The sequence below is a fragment of the Pseudomonas sp. FP2338 genome (assembly GCF_030687515.1).
GTDB classification, from domain to species: domain Bacteria; phylum Pseudomonadota; class Gammaproteobacteria; order Pseudomonadales; family Pseudomonadaceae; genus Aquipseudomonas; species Aquipseudomonas salomonii.
Map to the genome: position 1 here is coordinate 633183 of NZ_CP117436.1, position 19348 is coordinate 652530.

Here is a 19348-nt window from a genome sequence, read left to right on the forward strand (position 1 = left end):
TGATGTAAAAAGCAAAGGGCTCCTTCGGGAGCCCTTTTTTGTGGCTGGCTGGCAATCGGCACGACCCTTGCTACGGTTCTTTCTTTCGCGGTGCTATCAAATTAATGGCACCCGTGGTGGAGGGATTTACCGTGTCTGCCGTTCTCTCATTGTTACAAAGCCGGCTGTTGCGGCCGGTGTTCGTTACCCTAGGTATCGCTCTTTTGGTGCAAGTGCTGGTGGCCGTTGCCCTGACGCGAAGCACCGTGACGGCGTTGGAAGCGGATTTAAGCAATCGCCTGGGTGCCGACAGCCAGAAACTGTCAGGCGAATTGGCGCAAGCCGGCAAGGAAGTCACCTCGAGCCTGGACAGCTTGTCTTCGAGCACGCGCCAGCGTCTGACCGCAGGGCTTTCCACGCGCCTGCAAGAGGAGCAGAAGCAACTGCGTGCGACCCTGGAAAAAGACCTGCAGGATTCGGCCAATGACATGGCCCAACTGCTGGCGTCGGTGGCGCCCCGCGCCATGTGGGACAGCGACGTGCCGACGTTGTCGGAGTTCGCCCGGCGCGCCCAGCGCAATCCCAACGTGTTGTTCGTGGTGTATGACGACGCGGCTGGCGAGCACCTGACCCGTTACCTCAATCGTGAAAACCCGATCAACCAGGCACTGCTGGACAAGGGCAAGGGCGACCGAGCCTTGGATAAGGTTCTGGATGCGGCTAAAAACGACCCATCGGTGTTCTACGTCGAGGCGTCCATCAGCCCCAACGGCACCGAGATCGGCAAAGTCCGCATGGGCGTCTCGACCAAAGCGGTAGAGGCCGACCTGGCAGCGCTGGACAAGCGCTTTGCTGCCTTGATCGCCAGCAGCGATCAGTTGGTCGGTGACAGCCTCAAGGGCGCCGCCGCCGACAGCGCAGCGGCCATGGGCGCGCGCCTGCAATCGGCGCAAGCCACCGCCACCCAGATGACCGCCAACACCAGCAGTGCCGTACAGGACGCTGCGGGAGCGCTGCGCTGGCGCATCGGTATGGGGCTCGCCATTGTCGGGTTTGGCGTATTGCTGTTGATCGCCATCGTGCTGGGGCGCCGTGTGGTCAATCGCCTGAAGTTGTTGATTGCCGCCATGGACGACCTGGCGGCGGGCGAGGGCGACCTCACTAAGCGTGTGCAGATCAACAGCAAGGACGAAATCGGCGACATGGCCTCGGCGGTCAATCGCTTTGTGGATAAGTTGCAGCCGATCGTGCGTGAGGCGGGCGATGTAGCGCAGCGCACCGGTGTCGAAATCGGCGCCATGACTTTACGCAATGCCGGGGCTGACAAGGCGGCCGGTTTGCAGCGCGACGAAGTTGCCGAAAGCCTGCGCGCGCTTTCGCAAATGGCCGACGAGGCCCAGGCCGAAAGCCATGCGATGCAGGCGGCGTTGCAGCAGGTGGTGGATATTCGCCAGGCCACGGATGAAAACTCACGGACCTCGGCAGAGGTCGGCAGCCTGATCGAGGCGCTCGCGGGGCAAGTGCAGGCCGGTTCCCAGGTGATCGAGCGGTTGGCGCAGCAAAGCGAGCAGATCGAAGTGGTGTTGACGGTGATCCACGGGATTGCCGAGCAGACCAACTTGCTGGCCCTGAATGCGGCGATTGAAGCAGCGCGTGCCGGTGAAACCGGGCGAGGTTTTGCGGTGGTGGCAGACGAAGTGCGGGCGCTGGCGAGTAAAACCCAAAGCTCCACCGGCGACATCCAGGCGCATATCGTGGCATTGCAACAGGGCGCGCGCGAGGCGGTGGAAACCATCAGCAAGGCCGGGCGCCAGGCGAATGAAGGGTTGTTGGTGCTGCGCGACAGTGTGCGCTTGCAGCAGTCGGTGCAGGCTTCCGTGGAGCAGGTGCATGCGGCGATTGGCCTGGCGACGCGTGCGGCCGAGCATCAAGCCCAGGGCGCGCATGCGGTGCGTGGGCGGGTCGAGGTGATCCATGCCCAGGCCGAGCGGGCCGCGCAGGCGGTGGTGGAAACCACGGCCAGTGGCAAGGTGCTGGATGGGTTGGCGGCGCAGTTGAAGGCGAGTTTGGGGCAGTTTAGGGCTTAGCGTCGTCTGCACCGGCCTCATCGCAGGCAAGCCAGCTCCCACATTTGAGCGAGTTCCAACTTTGGAATGCAATCGAATGTGGGAGCTGGCTTGCCTGCGATAGCGGTCTTAGCGGCTCAAATACATCCGGGTAGTCAGTAAATACACCGGCAACCCCGACACCAGAATCAACAACGCCGCATACGGCGCCGCCGCCGCAAACTCCACATTCGAGGTATGCGCCCACACGGCAGTCGCCAGGGTATTCAACCCTGTGGGGCTGAGCAGCAAGGTCGCCGTCAATTCCTTCATTGCATCCAGAAACACCAACGCAAACGCCGCCCCCAATGCCGGAAAAATAATCGGCAAGGTCACCCGGCAAAACGCGCTGAATGACGAGGCGCCCAGCGTGCGTGCAGCTTCTTCCAGTTGCGGCGCAGCTTTGTTCAGTGCGGTTCGAATCGGCGCTTGAGCAAGCGGCAGAAACAACAGCGCATAAGCAATCAGCAGCAGCGCCGAGGTCTGATACAGCGCGGGCACGTAGTGCAGCGCGAAATACACCAGCGTCAGCGCTATCACCAGCCCTGGCAGGGCATGCAGCAGATAAGGCAGGCGCTCAGCCCAGATCGCCAGCTGGCCTTTGTAGCGCACCACCAGCAGGCCGACCGGCACGGCCAATACCAGACAAAGCGCAGCGCCGCCCAAGGACAATGCCAGCGAAGACATCAATGCCTCGCCAATTTCGGCCACCGGGAATGCCGCCGATGAACCCACCGCCAGCCAATAAGCGAGCATCCCCAACGGAATGCCGCTACCGATGACCGCCAGCGCCAGGCAATACAGCTGACCCACGGTCGACCATTTGCCCAGCTTGACCTGTTCAGCATGCCGCGCCGCGCCCTGGCCGATGCGCACATGCCGGCCCTTGCCGCGCACCCGCAACTCCAGCCACAGCAGCGTCAGGCACATCACCAGCAGCACGGCCGAGAGCATCGCGGCATTGGCGTTGCTGAATTCCAGTTCGAACTGTTGGTAGATCGCGGTGGTAAAGGTTTGCAGGCCGATGATCGACAGTGCGCCGAATTCCACCAGCATATGCAGCGCGATCAGCAGCGCTCCGGCCAGCAGCGAAGGCCAGAGCAGCGGCAGTGTGATTCGAAAAAATACGCCCCAGCGATTCAGTCCCAGCGTGCGGGCCGACTCTTCAAGGGATGGATCAAGATTGCGCAATGTCGCCGCCACCGGCAGAAACACCAGCGGGTACTTGGACAGGGTCATCACCAGGATTGCCCCGCCCAGGCCCTCGAAGTTGGCGCTCAGCGAGACCCAGGTGAAGCTGCTGACAAACGCAGGCACTGCGAACGGCAGGCACAGGATCACGCCCCAGATGCGTCGCCCCGGCAGGTTGCTACGCTCCAGTAGCCACGCCAGTGACAGGCCGATTACGCCGCACGCCACCGTCACCCCAACCATCAACGCCAGGGTGTTGCGCAGCAGTCCGAATACATACGGCCGCCACAGCAGGTGCACCGCCTCCGCCCAGCCCGCCTGCCAGGCCTTGGTGCCGACATACACCAGTGGCAGCAGGCTCAAGCCCACCAGAAACAGCACGGGCAGCAGCAGCCAGATCGACGGGCGTTTGCGCCGGGGTATGAACCCGGCGGCGGAAAGCGATGGGTTCATCAGTTCAAGCCAACGTCACGTTCCAGGTCCAGGGCTTCTTCGGCATTGCCAAGGTCGGCCGGGGTGACTTTCGGCGGCTGCAGCTCGCTGAACGGCTTGAGGCCACGATTGGATTGCATGCCTTTGCGCAGCGGGTATTCAGCCGAGGTGTTGGTGATCACACGCTGGCCTTCTTCACTGGCCATGAAGGCGAGCAACTGCTGAGCTTCTTTGGGATGTTTGCTGGATTTCAGCGCGGCAGCGGAAGACACGGTGATCAGGCCACCGGCGTCGCCATCAGTGAAGTAGTGCAGTTGCGAATCCAGGTTGGTTTTTTCTTTTTTCAGGGCGAACCAGTAGTAGTTGTTCACCAGCACGGTGGCGACTTCGCCGTTTTCCACGGCTTTGAGGGCGACCATGTTGTTGCTGTAAACCTTGCCGAAGGCGCGCAGGCCGGTCAGCCATTCTTCAGCCGCTTCGCGCCCGTGCAGCTTGATGATTGCTACCGCTTGCTCCTGGAATGCGCCGCTGGTGGGCACAAAGCCGACTTTGCCTTGCCACTCGGGGCCGGCGAAATCGAGCACCGATTTGGGCAGGTCTTTTTCGGCGATCAGTTTGGGGTTGAAGGCCACGACGCGGGTGCGAGCGGTTACGCCCATCCAGTCACCGTTGCTGCCGACGTAATCCTTGGGCAACACGTCCAGCGTGCGCGCATCAATTTTGGCCAGCAGGCCTTGCTCGCCGAGTTTGTTCAGCGGCGGCGACTCTTCGGTGTAGATCACATCGGCAGGGGAGCGCTCGCCTTCTTCCACGACCTGGCTGGCGAGCTGGTTGCTGCTGCCTTTGCGCACGTTGACGTGAATGCCGGTCTTGGCTTCGAAGGCCTTGGCGAGTTCATCGCCGACTTCTTTGTGCTGGCCGTTGTACAGGGTCAGGGAAACCTTGTCGGCGGAGTAGGCGGTGGGCGAGAGTAGGGTCAAGCCGAGCAGGGTGAGGGTCAGGCCACGTAGAAGGGATGTCTTGAGACGGTTATCGCGGATCATCATCCGAAGTGTTCCTCGCTTGTATGCAACAAATCATTGCAAGGATAAACGATAAAACTTCTCAAGTGCGGACGAGGGGAGAATCCTTGGGGAAGTTTTCAAACCCCGGAAACGAAAAAACCCGCTTTCGCGGGTTTGATCTGAATTTGGTGCCCAGGAGAAGACTCGAACTTCCACGACCTTGCGATCACCAGCACCTGAAGCTGGCGTGTCTACCAATTTCACCACCTGGGCATTATCAACAACGCTTGCGCCGTTGATGGAGCGAACTATACGGAGCGCTTTTAAATCTGTAAACCCCTGATATCAAAAATATAAATCGATATTCTTGTTAAAAATCAAAGGTCTGAAACGAAAAAACCCGCTTTCGCGGGTTTGATCTGAATTTGGTGCCCAGGAGAAGACTCGAACTTCCACGACCTTGCGATCACCAGCACCTGAAGCTGGCGTGTCTACCAATTTCACCACCTGGGCAACATCAACAACGTTGCCGTCGTCGATGGCGCGCACTATACGGAGACGCTTTTGAGCTGTAAAGCCCTGCCATGAAAAAAGCCTGGAAAATTTCGCCAATGGTCATGCAAGGTGCTTTCCGAGGGCGGCAAAGGCCTTTTAAACACTTGTCGACACCTGAAATTTCCCGTTTCAATACGCGTATGCCAAACTAACCCGCATATAGACAAGGTGAAAACTCTCTAATGGCCGATTGGCAGTCCCTCGATCCCGAGGCCGCTCGTGAAGCGGAAAAATATGAAAACCCTATTCCTAGCCGCGAACTGATCCTGGCGCATCTCGCCGATCGTGGTTCGCCTGCTAGCCGCGAGCAGCTGGTTGAAGAGTTCGGTCTGACCACCGAAGACCAGCTCGAAGCCCTGCGCCGCCGTTTGCGTGCCATGGAGCGCGATGCTCAACTGATCTACACCCGTCGTGGCACCTATGCGCCTGTGGATAAGCTGGACTTGATCCTGGGCCGCATCGCCGGCCATCGGGATGGCTTCGGCTTCCTGATCCCGGATGACGGCAGTGACGACCTGTTCATGAGCCCGGCGCAAATGCGCCTGGTATTCGACGGCGACCGTGCCCTGGCGCGCGTTTCCGGTCTGGACCGTCGTGGTCGCCGTGAAGGCGTGATCGTCGAAGTGGTGTCCCGTGCCCACGAGTCCATCGTTGGTCGTTACTTCGAAGAAGGCGGCATCGGCTTTGTGGTGCCGGATAACCCGAAGGTCCAGCAGGAAGTGCTGATCACCCCGGGCCGCAATGGCGCCGCCAAGGTTGGCCAGTTCGTCGAGGTGAAAATCACCCATTGGCCAACGGCGCGCTTCCAGCCACAGGGCGATATTGTTGAAGTGGTCGGCAACTACATGGCGCCGGGCATGGAAATCGACGTTGCGCTGCGCACCTACGATATCCCTCACGTCTGGCCCGAGGCTGTGCTCAAGGAAGCCGCCAAGCTCAAGCCGGAAGTGGAAGATAAAGACAAAGAAAAACGCATCGACCTGCGCCATCTGCCGTTCGTCACTATCGACGGCGAAGATGCCCGCGACTTCGACGATGCGGTCTATTGCGAAGCCAAGCCTGGCAAGCTGCGCCTGTTCTCCGGCGGCTGGAAGTTGTTCGTCGCGATTGCCGACGTGTCCAGCTACGTGAAGATCGGTTCGGCCCTGGACAACGAAGCCCAGGTGCGCGGCAACTCCGTGTACTTCCCTGAGCGCGTGATCCCGATGCTGCCTGAGCAGCTGTCCAACGGCCTGTGCTCCCTGAACCCTAAAGTCGACCGGTTGGCCATGGTGTGCGAGATGACCATCTCCAAAACCGGCGAAATGACCGACTACCAGTTCTACGAAGCGGTGATCCACTCCCAGGCGCGCCTGACCTACAACAAGGTCAGCACCATCCTGGAAGCACCGAAGACCAGCGAAGCCAAGGCTTTGCGTGGCGAATACGCCGACGTCGTACCGCACCTCAAGCAGCTTTATGCGCTGTATAAGGTGTTGCTGGGCGCACGTCATGTACGTGGCGCCATCGACTTTGAAACCCAGGAAACCCGGATTGTGTTCGGCTCCGAGCGCAAGATCGCGGCCATTACGCCGACGACGCGTAACGATGCGCACAAGCTGATCGAGGAATGCATGCTGGCGGCCAACGTGGCCACCGCGGAATTCCTGAAAAAGCACGAAATTCCTGCCCTGTACCGCGTGCATGACGGCCCGCCACCGGAGCGCCTGGAAAAACTGCGCGCCTTCCTCGGCGAGCTCGGCCTGTCCCTGCACAAAGGCAAGGACGGCCCGACGCCGAAGGATTACCAGGCGTTGCTGGCAAGCATCAAGGACCGTCCGGATTACCACGTGATCCAGACCGTGATGCTGCGCTCCCTGAGCCAGGCGGTGTACAGCGCTGATAACCAAGGCCACTTCGGCCTGAATTACGAGGCGTACACCCACTTCACTTCGCCGATTCGTCGTTACCCGGACCTGCTCACGCACCGGGCGATTCGCAGTGTGATCCACTCCAAGCAGAACACCCCGCACGTCAAGCGCGCCGGTGCCATGACCATTCCGAAGGCACGGATCTATCCGTACGACGAAGCGGCCCTGGAACAGCTGGGCGAACAGTGCTCGATGAGCGAGCGCCGCGCCGACGAAGCCACCCGTGACGTAGTGAACTGGCTCAAGTGCGAGTTCATGAAAGACCGCGTGGGCGAGTCGTTCCCTGGTGTGATCACCGCCGTGACGGGTTTCGGCCTGTTCGTCGAGCTGACCGACATCTACGTCGAAGGCCTGGTGCACGTCACCGCGCTGCCGGGTGACTACTACCACTTTGACCCTGTGCATCACCGCCTGGCGGGCGAGCGCACCGGTCGCAGCTTCCGCTTGGGCGACACCGTGGAAGTGCAGGTCATGCGCGTCGACCTCGACGAGCGCAAGATCGACTTCGGCATGCCCGACAAGCCGACCGAAACGCCGGCTGGCCGTAAAAAGCGTGGCAGCGAACCTGCTGCATCCGCCAGCAAAGGCAAGGGCGCGCCTGCGAAAGCAGCTGCCGCCGAGCCTGCGCCAGCCAAGGCCGGTCGTCGTTCGTCCACCAAGGAAAAGGCCCCCGAGGCCTACCGCCCGAGCGATGCTGCGGCGAAAAACGCCGAAGTGCGCAAGAGCCGTGAGTTGAAGCAGCAGTTGCTCAGCGAAGCCAAAAGCGGTGGTAAAGCGGCGTCTGGGGGAAAGTCCCACGGGGCGGAAAAGCCGTCGAGCAAACCGAGTAAACACCGTAAAGGCCCGCCTAAAGCGGGCTCGGCCCCCGCGAAGAGCGGCGGGTCGCGCAAACCTAAGGCCAAGTCATGAGTCTGGAAAAAATCTACGGCGTGCACGCCGTAGAAGCACTGCTGCGTCATCACCCTAAACGCGTCAAGCAGGTGTGGTTGGCCGAAGGCCGCAGCGAGCCGCGCGTGCAAGCGCTGGTCGAACTGGCCACGCAAAACAAGGTTGCTATCGGCCAGGCCGAGCGCCGTGAGATGGACGTGTGGGTTGAAGGCGTTCACCAGGGCGTGGTTGCGGACGTAAGCCCGAGCCAGGTGTGGGGCGAAGCGATGCTCGACGAGCTGCTCGACCGTACCGAAGGCGCACCGCTGTTGCTGGTGCTGGACGGCGTGACCGACCCGCACAACCTCGGCGCTTGCCTGCGTTCGGCCGATGCTGCCGGTGCGCTGGCGGTGATCGTGCCTAAAGACAAGTCGGCAACCCTGACGCCGGTCGTGCGTAAAGTTGCGTGCGGCGCGGCGGAAGTGATTCCGCTGGTGGCCGTGACCAACCTGGCGCGCACTCTGGAGAAACTCCAGCAGCGCGGCCTGTGGGTTGTGGGCACGGCGGGCGAGGCCGAGGTCAGCATTTATGACCAGGACCTCACCGGCCCGACCATCCTGATCATGGGGGCCGAAGGCAAAGGCATGCGCCGCCTGACCCGCGAGCACTGCGATTACCTGGTGAAACTGCCGATGGCCGGTAGCGTCAGCAGCCTCAACGTGTCGGTTGCCACCGGCGTGTGCCTGTTCGAAGCCCAGCGCCAGCGTGGCGTCAAGGCCAAGAGCAAGAAGTAACCGGGTCAAATGTGGGGGGGCGGGCTTGTGTGGGCGCTGGCTTGCCTGCGATAGCATCACCTCGGTCTCGCTGAAAGACCGAGGTGCCTGCATCGCGGGCAAGCCCGGCTCACACATAAGCCGCTCCCACTTTTTTTGAAGTGTTTGGAAGATTGTTCAAATAATCACCAATCACCTTGCGCCGTTTCTCCCCCTTCTCTACAATTGCGCCCCTTGCCTTCCTGGCAGGCACCTATGTGCCTCCCTGCGGCAAGATCCATAAGTGTCATTCACTCCTTGTCTGACCGTTTTTGAGCGGCAGGCTACAACCCGTAAGGAGCATTCATGCGTCATTACGAAATCATCTTTTTGGTCCACCCGGATCAAAGCGAGCAAGTCGGCGGCATGGTTGAGCGTTACACCAAGCTGATCGAAGAAGACGGCGGCAAAATCCACCGTCTGGAAGATTGGGGCCGTCGTCAACTGGCCTACGCAATCAACAATGTTCACAAGGCTCACTACGTGATGCTGAACGTTGAGTGCACTGGCAAGGCCCTGGCCGAGCTGGAAGACAACTTCCGCTACAACGATGCAGTGATCCGTAACCTGGTCATCCGTCGCGAAGAAGCCGTTACCGGCCAATCCGAGATGCTCAAGGCTGAAGAAAACCGCAGTGAGCGCCGTGAGCGTCGCGACCGTCCTGAGCACGAAGGCGCTGAAAGCGCTGATAGTGATGACAGCGACAACAGCGATAACGCTGACGAGTAATCCACGGACCTTTTAAGGAGCCTATCAAATGGCACGTTTCTTCCGTCGTCGTAAATTCTGCCGCTTCACCGCTGAAGACGTGAAAGAGATCGATTACAAAGATCTCAACACTCTGAAAGCCTACGTATCCGAGACCGGCAAAATCGTTCCAAGCCGTATCACCGGTACCAAAGCACGTTATCAGCGTCAGCTGGCCACCGCTATCAAGCGCGCCCGCTTCCTGGCCCTGCTGGCCTACACCGACAGCCACGGCCGCTGAGACCGGGCAGTCGACAAGTAGTAAGGGATTGAATGCATGCGCGCCTTAGCTGAGTTCATCATGCGCGGTCGCGTGCAGGCCACTCTGGTAGTGGCCGGATGTGCGGCATTGCCGCTGCTTTATTGGTTGGGTGCTGCTGCAGGTTGCCTTGTGCTCCTGCGGCGCGGTTTGAAGGACGCCCTTGGCGTTCTTGCCCTGGGATTGTTGCCGGCCTTGATCTGGTGGCTTCAATTCGGTGATCCACGGGTACTTCTGGTACTGCTGGGGTCATCGAGCCTTGCGTTGGTTTTACGCGCAAGTGAGTCCTGGGTCCGCACGCTGCTGGTCAGCGTGGCATTGGGGTTGGTGTATTCAGTGATGCTTGGCGCGGCTTTCCGCCCGCAAATCGAAGCGCTGTCGCAAGAGATCGTCAAGATCCTGCCGATGGCCCTCGGGGATCTCTACCAGCAATTGTCGGTAGATGAGCGAGCGCGGTTTGCGTCACTGATTGCCCCGGTCCTGACCGGCCTGATTGCGGCATTGTTGCAGGTCGTCAGCGTGCTGAGCCTGATTGTTGGGCGTTATTGGCAAGCGTTGTTGTACAACCCGGGTGGTTTTGGTCGCGAATTTCGCAGTATCAGAATCCCAGCGGGGCCGGCGATGTTGCTGCTGGCGTGCATGGTTGTCGGGCCGAACTTCGGCCCACAGATGGCCTTGCTGGCGCCGATTTGCAGCGTACCGCTGGTGTTTGCCGGGCTGGCCCTGATGCATGGGCTGGTAGCGCGAAAGCGCCTGGCCAAGTTCTGGCTGGTGGGGTTGTACGTCACGATGTTGCTGTTTATGCAGCTGATCTATCCGTTACTCGTGGTTTTTGCCATTGTCGACGGCCTGATTGATTTTCGCGGTCGTCTGGCGTCGAAAGACGCCGATAACGCGAACGGTGAAGGTTAAAAGTTAGAGGATTTTCACATGCAACTGATCCTTCTGGAAAAAGTCGCCAACCTGGGCAACCTGGGCGACAAAGTGAACGTTAAGGCCGGTTACGGTCGTAACTACCTGCTGCCATACGGCAAAGCCACCGCTGCAACCGCTGCCAACCTGGCTGCGTTTGAAGAGCGTCGTGCTGAGCTGGAAAAAGCCGCAGCAGACAAAAAAGCTTCGGCCGAAACTCGCGCTGCCCAACTGGCTGAGCTGGAAGTGACTATCACTGCCACCGCCGGTGACGAAGGCAAGCTGTTCGGTTCGATCGGCACCCACGACATCGCTGATGCACTGACCGCCTCCGGCGTTGAAGTGCAGAAGAGCGAAGTTCGTCTGCCGAACGGCACCATCCGCAACGTAGGCGAATTCGACGTAGCCGTGCACCTGCACGCCGAAGTTGAAGCCACCGTACGCGTTGTAGTGGTAGCAGCTTAAGCAACACCTAACTGACTGGCACCTCGCGTGCCAGGCGGTTAACATCGGGCACGATCCTGTTTACAGGTCGTGCCTTTTGTTTTTTTACACACCCCTAATTCCAAGTGGCCATGAACGATATTTCAGCTCCTGAGCAATACGATCTGCAAACCGCTGCCCTGAAGGTGCCGCCGCATTCCATCGAGGCCGAACAGGCCGTGCTCGGTGGCTTGATGCTGGACAACAACGCCTGGGAACGCGTGCTGGATCAAGTCTCGGACGGTGATTTCTATCGCCATGACCACCGCCTGATCTTCCGCGCCATCGCCAAACTGGCCGACCAGAACTCGCCGATCGACGTGGTGACCCTGGCCGAACAACTGGACAAGGAAGGCCAGACCTCCCAAGTTGGCGGCCTGGGCTACCTGGGTGAGCTGGCGAAAAACACGCCATCCGTCGCCAACATCAAGGCCTATGCGCAGATCGTTCGCGAGCGCGCCACCCTGCGCCAATTGATCGGTATCAGCACCGAAATCGCCGACAGCGCCTTCAATCCTGAAGGCCGTACTGCCGCCGAGATTCTCGACGAGGCTGAACGCCAGATCTTCCAGATCGCCGAGGCCCGCCCGAAGACCGGCGGCCCGGTCAGCGTCAACGACCTGTTGACCAAGGCCATCGACCGTATCGATACCTTGTTCAACACCGACAACGCCATCACCGGTATTTCCACCGGCTATACCGACCTCGACGAGAAGACCAGCGGCCTGCAGCCGTCCGACTTGATCATCGTCGCCGGCCGTCCGTCCATGGGTAAAACCACCTTTGCGATGAACCTGGTGGAAAACGCCGTGTTGCGCAGCGACAAAGCCGTACTGGTTTACTCGCTGGAGATGCCAGGCGAATCGCTGATCATGCGTATGCTGTCGTCGCTCGGCCGTATCGACCAGACCAAGGTGCGCGCCGGCCGCCTGGAAGACGACGATTGGCCGCGCCTGACGTCGGCGGTCAACCTGCTCAACGACCGCAAGCTGTTTATCGATGACACCGCCGGTATCAGCCCATCGGAGATGCGTGCACGTACCCGCAGGCTGGTGCGTGAGCACGGCGACATCGCCCTGATCATGATCGACTACCTGCAGCTGATGCAGATCCCAGGCTCCAGCGGCGACAACCGTACCAACGAGATTTCCGAAATCTCCCGGTCGCTCAAAGCCCTGGCCAAGGAATTCAACTGCCCGGTGGTGGCGCTGTCCCAGCTCAACCGTTCCCTCGAGCAACGCCCGAACAAACGCCCGGTGAACTCCGACTTGCGGGAATCCGGAGCGATCGAGCAGGATGCCGACGTGATCATGTTCGTGTACCGCGACGAGGTGTATCACCCCGAGACGGAACACAAAGGCATTGCCGAAATCATCATCGGCAAGCAGCGGAACGGGCCAATCGGCTTTATCCGCCTGGCGTTTATCGGCAAATACACGCGCTTCGAGAACCTGGCGCCGGGCAGTTACAACTTCGACGACGATGAGTGATCGGCCTCAAGTTTTTGCTCAAGGTAGCGGGCCAAATAGCGCGTTGATCGTGGCATCATTGTATTGGTAGTTCCAACGCAGTTCGGTGCCGGCGGGAATGTCTTCACTGGCAAAAAATGCCCGTAATCCTACTGGCGTCCGAGGCTCGTTACCGACCTGGACCTCAACCCTGAACTTTGCAACATCTACGTTATATCCCGTTGCGGCCTGTTTGACCGGTTGCCCTGCTTCGTATTCGAAAATCGTGTTTATCCTGGAAAGGATGTTATCTCCGGAGAGGGGTGGCCAGGAGGGGTCGGAGCGAGCTGAGCGGATATCCAACAAGTAAGGATCCCTTCGATAACCGGCCAATGAGCTGGTAGCCAACTCTCCGCCATAAACACCGAGGGCTTCGCCTTTTTTAATGGGCTTTCTAGCGATGACGGTGTTTTGGCCGATCAGTACCGATTCCTCTGGAGATTTTTGATGGGCAGAGGTGAATTGGGTTATTTCGAGTTTGTCCTCGTAGAGCCGCGCCACACGTTCGTAACCTTCCCACTGAATGTAGGGTTTCACTAGGTCGCTGCTGAATGTTGCATTTGTGGTGAGCGATTTGGCGCGGGTTTGCAGGCTCCTGATGCGCATGGGATGCCCCTTAAAGTCGCGCAACGGATATCGGCCATTGTTGGCACGATCATAGATGCGTCGAGAGTTGCGATCGCTACTTTGGTAGCCTCGCTCAGTGCGCATGCGCTCGGCTTCCGCAGATGTGAAGTTCTCGAGCACTGCGCCCTCTTCGGCCGACTCATAGTCACTGGAAGATTGTGCCGATTCGAACTCATCCGTTGACTCCATGTTGATCAGCAGAGGTACCTGAGAGGCCTCCATGCCTCCCGGCAGGGGGCCTTTGGTTGGATCGATTTCCCATCGACCTCCCTGCGCTCTGCTCAGATAGGGTCGGTAGGGTCTGAAGGGGCTGCGTGCATCGATCAATTGCCAGCCAAGGGCACCGTTTTTGATTCGGAAGTAGTTGCCATTGTCCTGGACGTAGTACCGATAGCTGCCATCGGACAGCGGTGGTGCTTGATAGATGCCGTCCTCGCGTAAGGTTAGCCCGGCCGGAGTGCCCATTTCGGCGAACAACGGGTCCAGTGGCTGGCCGGCGGCGTTTGATCCTGCACCCAGGGGTTCCATGGCTCGAATGGCAGGTGGGGTGGCTGTATGGGAGACGCTGGATTGTTGGATGGCTTGTTTAAGGGAGTCGGCTCCCGAACGCTCCAAGAGTGCTGTGCGCTCGGGTTCTGACAGCGTTTGCTCAAGCGTCTCAGGAAGGCCGTTGAGTGAACTCGAAGGTTGGCCTTTGGCATCCAGGCGCGTGTACAACTCGCCCTGGCGGACCAAGGTATGGGTAACCCTGGCATCTGCGGGGCCTATGCTACCCAGTAGCGTGCCTTCCCGACTGCCGTCGTACACCTCGATCCTGCGCGAACTCGGCCAGCCGGGCAGCCGCTCCAGGCTGCACAGCGTCAGAGGCACGTTGTCACGGCCACTCATCGAATCGAGAAAAACCCCTGACTGAGCGCGGGATGTCTGGGCGGCCGCATCGTATTGTTCGGCTTCCCAGCGCGACAAGGGCGTAAGGCTTTTATGTTGTTGGAGGCTTCGCTGTTCTGCTGGGGATAGGGTGAATTCCATTTCCTCCAGATGGCTTTTTGAGAGCTGCGGCATCAGCGCTCGAATGTCGGTTTCGGTGGGGGTGACGGCGGCTTCGCCGGGTGCGGTCAACGAGGACAGCAGCCGTTGTTTTTGCTCCTTCGCTTGTTGTTCCAAACGCATAGCCACGTTCTCGACCTTGGTGAAGTACTCGGGATACCAGTCGAGCAGCAGTTTGTTGAATTCAGTCTGCGGCATCTGCTCCTCCACGGCATGCAGCAGCTCACCCTTTCTGAATCGCGCTTCATTGATGTTGATTTCAACAGGGCCCGTACCGTGGCTCATCACTGTCTGTTGTTGCTCGCCGACAATCTTCAATACGGAGTGGGTGGGCCATTCGGGGAGTGACGTGAGCAGGTGAAACTGGATGTTCGGCGAGTGTGCCGTCACCGATGTGCCTTCGGCGCGCTCAAGGTTGAAATCATTGATTTCCTGATCCAGGTTGAAATGCTTGACCGTGTCACGCAACAAGGGAGGAGGGCGCAGCATGTCCTGGTGGACTTCGCGCAGGCCGGCCTTGTCCGCGCCGCTGAGCAATAGGATCGGTTCTACCTTGGGTTGGGTGATATTGGCCGCGTCAGGCCCCAAGCGCTTGATCAGTTTAAGGTCGTCCCAGTCTCCGGGGGCTTCATGGGCCTGACGCCAGCCGCCTACGCCATTACTCAGCAGGGCGGGGGAGTAAGCGTCTTGTACGTTGGGATGTGAAAGTTCCCATTGTTGGCCATCGGGGGAGCGTCGGACGGCATGGGGATGATCATCCAGTTTCAGATAGTGTTGTTGGCCGTGCTTGTACAAGCCCTGGCTGTCGGCCACTAGATGGTCAGGCAATGGATCGGGGTGACGGTAGGGTTTGAGGTCGGCGCTCCACAGTCGCCAGCCCTTGTTACGTACCCGGACCTTCACCAGTCTGGCCCCGAAGCCGACAGTGCGGGTGACCCCCGCGGTGGCGACTGCCATCGCGGCGGTGTCCACCAGATCGAGCAAGTCATTCAGTGCTTCATCGCTGTCGCCGCGGCTCCAGGCCGCAAACCCTTCATATACTGTGTTGAGCACCTGGACTGCGGTGACTACCAACATGACTTGTCCCACGATTGGAATAAAGGACGCGGCGAAAAACAGTACGGACTTGCCCAGATCGAGGTAGCCCTGCAGGCGTTTCTGTCGGCTCATCAGGTCCGCGTCGGCGGTGGGGACGGCAACAGTGCGTGCATCGTTCTTGATCTGGGTGATGCGTTGGCGGGCAATGGCCTTAAACAGGTCTCTCCTAATCGTGGTCAGGCTGACCGTTGCCTCCAGGCTGGCGGGATAGGTTATTGGATTCATTATTACGCTGGGCTCGCCCATGTGAGCCGGGATCGCATTCAACAGGTTGCCTTGATGTTGCAGCGGCACAAGGGGCTTGAAGAAGGCTTGGTAAGCGGGGTTCAGCAGGCGCTCTGCCAGGCGCTGCTGAAGGTCATCCATGGACGTGTGCTGACGAAAGGGTTCGCTCGGGTCCTCGGGTGTGTAGAGCATGAACGGGATACCGATGCTCGACGCCTTGATCACCAGCACATTGGGGAGTACCACGTTATTCAGGGTCAGATGGCTGTAGGTTATCGCCATGTGGTTTCCCGAGCGCTGGAGGCTGTGCAATTGCAAATGCTGCCGGGGCGTTACCTGTTTACGCATATAGGCAATGTGCAGCGCGACACCGAAGGCGTGCTGCGCCTGAGCCCTGAAAACTCTGAGGACCTGGTCGGCAGCACTCCCCCTGGGAGTGCCCGTCGTGGGTTCAAGCACGTTGCTGATGTGTTTCAGGTATTGGCCGCCCAGGTCCAATTTACGGCAGAAGCGGGCGAACGATGCCGCGCAAATGGTACTTGGCACCTCGCCGAACTTTGTGACATTGAAAATGGCGGTGCCAGCTTCCATTCCACCCGCCTCCGCTTCTGAGGCTTCGAAATTTTGCAGGGCGGCTTCCAGCAGCGTTTGGCGGGTGGTTTTGGCGTGATTCTTGATCAGACCCAGCAGGTGATGATTGTTCCATTCTCGGGACAGAATGGCGTTCTCGTCTTCTATAAAGCCAAAAAACCAGGATTGAAGGTGCTCGTGCAGTCGTGGGCGTGCAAAGGTTTCAGGGCTTTGTACTTTATCCAGCAATGCCTTGAGATCGTGCCGGGAGTGATTGGCGCTGATCAGGCTGCTGCGAAAATCTGCGCGCACTGACGCGGGGGCCTGGCTCAACCAGGCGGGCAGTTGGTCTTTTATAAAACCTTGATGGGGCGTCAGGGGAGATGCTGATATTTGGAGTGGGAGGTCAAGCGGTTGAGTAAGCTGTGTGGGCATTGATCGAGCCTTGGGGTGGGGTTGATCATCCCCAGCCTACCCATGGTTTTTTTGACGATGGCCTAACGCAATAGCCCCTGAAGGGGGTAGTAATCTGCAGGGCCGATCGACTTGGCAAGCGCCGAGGCTAAAAGCCGACCGCTGTCGTCGGAATTGGTCAAAATTTGTGCTATATTCCGCGCCCGCGATTTTTCATCTCAACACCGGTCACCGTCATGCAAACAGCCAAGCCGTTATTTGACTATCCCAAGTACTGGGCCGAATGTTTCGGTCCTGCGCCATTCCTGCCCATGAGCAGGGAGGAGATGGATCAGCTTGGCTGGGATTCCTGCGACATCATCATCGTCACCGGTGATGCGTATGTGGATCACCCATCGTTTGGCATGGCGATCATCGGCCGGCTGCTGGAGTCCCAGGGCTTTCGCGTCGGGATCATTGCGCAGCCGAACTGGCAGTCCAAAGACGACTTCATGAAGCTCGGCGAGCCGAACCTGTTCTTCGGCGTCGCGGCCGGCAACATGGACTCGATGATCAACCGCTACACCGCCGACAAGAAAATCCGTTCCGACGACGCCTACACCCCAGGCGGCATGGCCGGCAAACGCCCGGACCGCGCCAGCCTGGTGTACAGCCAGCGTTGCAAGGAAGCCTACAAGAATGTGCCGATCGTACTCGGCGGCATTGAAGCGTCCCTGCGCCGCATCGCCCACTACGATTACTGGCAGGACCGTGTGCGCAACTCGATCCTGATCGATGCCTGCGCCGACATCCTGCTGTACGGCAACGCCGAGCGGGCCATCGTCGAAGTTGCCCAGCGCCTGTCGTGGGGCCACAAGATCGAAGACATCACCGACGTGCGCGGCACCGCGTTCATTCGCCGTGACACGCCTGAAGGCTGGTACGAGGTGGACTCCACGCGTATCGACCGTCCGGGCAAGATCGACAAGATCATCAACCCGTATGTGAATACCCAGGACACCCAGGCCTGCGCCATTGAGCAGGAAAAAGGCCCGGTTGAAGACCCGGAAGAAGCCAAGGTCGTACAAATTCTTGCCAGCCCGCGCATGACCCGTGACAAGACGGTCATTCGTCTGCCGTCCATGGAAAAAGTCCGTGGCGACTCGGTCCTGTACGCCCACGCCAACCGCGTGCTGCACCTGGAAACCAACCCAGGCAACGCCCGCGCCCTGGTGCAGAAGCACGGCGAAGTGGACGTGTGGTTCAACCCGCCGCCCATTCCGATGACTACCGAAGAAATGGACTACGTGTTCGGCATGCCGTACGCCCGCGTCCCGCACCCGGTGTACGGCAAGGAAAAGATCCCGGCCTACGACATGATCCGTTTCTCGGTAAACATCATGCGTGGCTGCTTCGGTGGCTGTACTTTCTGCTCGATCACCGAGCACGAAGGCCGCATCATCCAGAACCGTTCCGAAGAGTCGATCATTCGCGAGATCGAAGAGATTCGCGACAAGGTGCCAGGCTTTACCGGCGTGATCTCCGACCTCGGCGGCCCGACCGCGAACATGTACCGCATTGCCTGCAAGAGCCCGGAAATCGAATCCGCGTGCCGCAAGCCATCGTGCGTGTTCCCGGGCATCTGCCCGAACCTGAACACCGACCACTCGTCGTTGATCCAGCTGTATCGCAGCGCCCGTGCGTTGCCGGGTGTGAAGAAGATTCTGATTGCCTCCGGCCTGCGCTACGACCTCGCGGTCGAGTCGCCGGAGTACGTCAAGGAGCTGGTGACCCATCACGTGGGTGGCTACCTGAAGATCGCCCCGGAACACACCGAGGAAGGTCCGCTCAACCAGATGATGAAACCGGGCATTGGCAGCTATGACAAGTTCAAGCGCATGTTCGAGAAGTACACCAAGGAAGCGGGCAAGGAGCAGTACCTGATCCCGTACTTCATCGCCGCCCACCCGGGCACCACCGATGAAGACATGATGAACCTGGCCCTGTGGCTCAAGGGCAATGGCTTCCGCGCCGACCAGGTGCAGGCGTTCTACCCGTCGCCGATGGCCACTGCCACCGCGATGTATCACTCGGGCAAGAACCCGCTGCGCAAGGTCACCTACAAGAGCGACGCGGTGACCATCGTCAAGAGCGAGGAGCAGCGCCGTCTGCACAAGGCGTTCCTGCGCTACCACGACCCGAAAGGCTGGCCGATGCTGCGTGAAGCACTCACGCGCATGGGCCGCGCCGACCTGATCGGGCCGGGCAAGGATCAGTTGATTCCGCTGCATCAGCCGTCCACCGACAGCTACCAGAGCGCCCGTCGCAAGAACTCGACGCCGGCTGGCAGCCACAAGGTTGCCAAGGAAACCACCACCAGGATCCTCACCCAGCACACCGGCTTGCCACCGCGCGGCAGTGATGGCAGCAACCCGTGGGACAAGCGTGAGCAAGCCAAGGCGGCAGCCCAGGCGCGTAACAAGCAGGCCGCTAAAGAACGCAGTGATGCGGCGAAGGGCAAAGGCGGCAAGCCTGCGCGCAAGCCGGTCGTTCCGCGTTGATCGCAACCTGAATATGCAAAACGCCAGCCTCGTGCTGGCGTTTTGCTTTCTATTCGCTGGCGT

12 protein-coding genes and 2 tRNA genes are annotated in these 19348 nt (G+C 59.6%); 9 read left to right on the forward strand and 5 right to left on the reverse strand.

Going from position 1 to position 19348, the window contains the following annotated elements; genetic code table 11:
- The first annotated feature begins 131 nt into the window (after window positions 1-131).
- A complete protein-coding gene (locus tag PSH96_RS02685) occupies window positions 132-2066 on the forward strand; it encodes a methyl-accepting chemotaxis protein (RefSeq protein ID WP_305457311.1) in 1935 nt (644 codons plus the stop codon).
- A gap of 108 nt (window positions 2067-2174) precedes the next feature.
- Here PSH96_RS02685 and PSH96_RS02690 read toward each other — a convergent pair whose 3' ends face one another.
- From PSH96_RS02690 to PSH96_RS02705, 4 genes are all read right to left on the reverse strand, one after another.
- Window positions 2175-3728, reverse strand: a complete 1554-nt coding sequence (locus tag PSH96_RS02690) for an iron ABC transporter permease (protein WP_305457313.1) — start codon at window positions 3726-3728, stop codon at window positions 2175-2177.
- Window positions 3728-4753: an extracellular solute-binding protein gene (locus PSH96_RS02695; RefSeq protein ID WP_305457315.1), complete on the reverse strand. Its 1026-nt coding sequence runs from the start codon at window positions 4751-4753 to the stop codon at window positions 3728-3730. The genes PSH96_RS02690 and PSH96_RS02695 overlap by 1 nt, the downstream gene beginning before the upstream one ends.
- Before the next feature lie 144 nt (window positions 4754-4897).
- Window positions 4898-4984: transfer RNA gene (locus PSH96_RS02700), tRNA-Leu, on the reverse strand.
- 153 nt (window positions 4985-5137) lie between these two features.
- A tRNA-Leu gene (locus PSH96_RS02705) sits at window positions 5138-5224 on the reverse strand.
- A 224-nt stretch (window positions 5225-5448) separates the two neighbouring features.
- Between PSH96_RS02705 and rnr the strand changes: the two genes are divergently transcribed.
- The 7 genes from rnr to dnaB all read left to right on the forward strand — a co-directional run bounded on the left by rnr (window position 5449) and on the right by dnaB (window position 12746).
- On the forward strand, window positions 5449-8085 hold the full coding sequence (rnr, locus tag PSH96_RS02710; RefSeq protein ID WP_305457317.1) for a ribonuclease R: 2637 nt from the start codon (window positions 5449-5451) through the stop codon (window positions 8083-8085).
- The gene (gene rlmB / locus PSH96_RS02715; protein ID WP_058422435.1) at window positions 8082-8837 is read left to right on the forward strand and encodes a 23S rRNA (guanosine(2251)-2'-O)-methyltransferase RlmB; all 756 of its coding nucleotides are present in this window, start codon (window positions 8082-8084) and stop codon (window positions 8835-8837) included. The genes rnr and rlmB overlap by 4 nt, the downstream gene beginning before the upstream one ends.
- A 324-nt stretch (window positions 8838-9161) precedes the next feature.
- On the forward strand, window positions 9162-9584 hold the full coding sequence (gene rpsF / locus PSH96_RS02720) for a 30S ribosomal protein S6 (protein ID WP_003217491.1): 423 nt from the start codon (window positions 9162-9164) through the stop codon (window positions 9582-9584).
- 28 nt (window positions 9585-9612) lie between these two features.
- Entirely contained in the window at window positions 9613-9843 is a 231-nt protein-coding gene (gene rpsR, locus PSH96_RS02725) for a 30S ribosomal protein S18 (RefSeq protein WP_002551829.1), read from the forward strand.
- A gap of 36 nt (window positions 9844-9879) precedes the next feature.
- Window positions 9880-10773, forward strand: coding sequence for a hypothetical protein (locus PSH96_RS02730; protein ID WP_056860520.1), 894 nt, complete (start codon window positions 9880-9882; stop codon window positions 10771-10773).
- Between the two features lie 18 nt (window positions 10774-10791).
- The gene (rplI, locus tag PSH96_RS02735; protein WP_003171376.1) at window positions 10792-11238 is read left to right on the forward strand and encodes a 50S ribosomal protein L9; all 447 of its coding nucleotides are present in this window, start codon (window positions 10792-10794) and stop codon (window positions 11236-11238) included.
- A gap of 110 nt (window positions 11239-11348) precedes the next feature.
- A complete protein-coding gene (dnaB, locus tag PSH96_RS02740) occupies window positions 11349-12746 on the forward strand; it encodes a replicative DNA helicase (RefSeq protein WP_017138451.1) in 1398 nt (465 codons plus the stop codon).
- Between the two features lie 18 nt (window positions 12747-12764).
- Here dnaB and PSH96_RS02745 read toward each other — a convergent pair whose 3' ends face one another.
- Complete coding sequence (locus PSH96_RS02745; RefSeq protein ID WP_305457321.1) at window positions 12765-16643, reverse strand: dermonecrotic toxin domain-containing protein; 3879 nt, start codon at window positions 16641-16643, stop codon at window positions 12765-12767.
- A 338-nt stretch (window positions 16644-16981) separates the two neighbouring features.
- Between PSH96_RS02745 and PSH96_RS02750 the strand changes: the two genes are divergently transcribed.
- Entirely contained in the window at window positions 16982-19285 is a 2304-nt protein-coding gene (locus tag PSH96_RS02750) for a YgiQ family radical SAM protein (RefSeq protein ID WP_017138450.1), read from the forward strand.
- The last annotated feature ends 63 nt before the right edge of the window (window positions 19286-19348 follow it).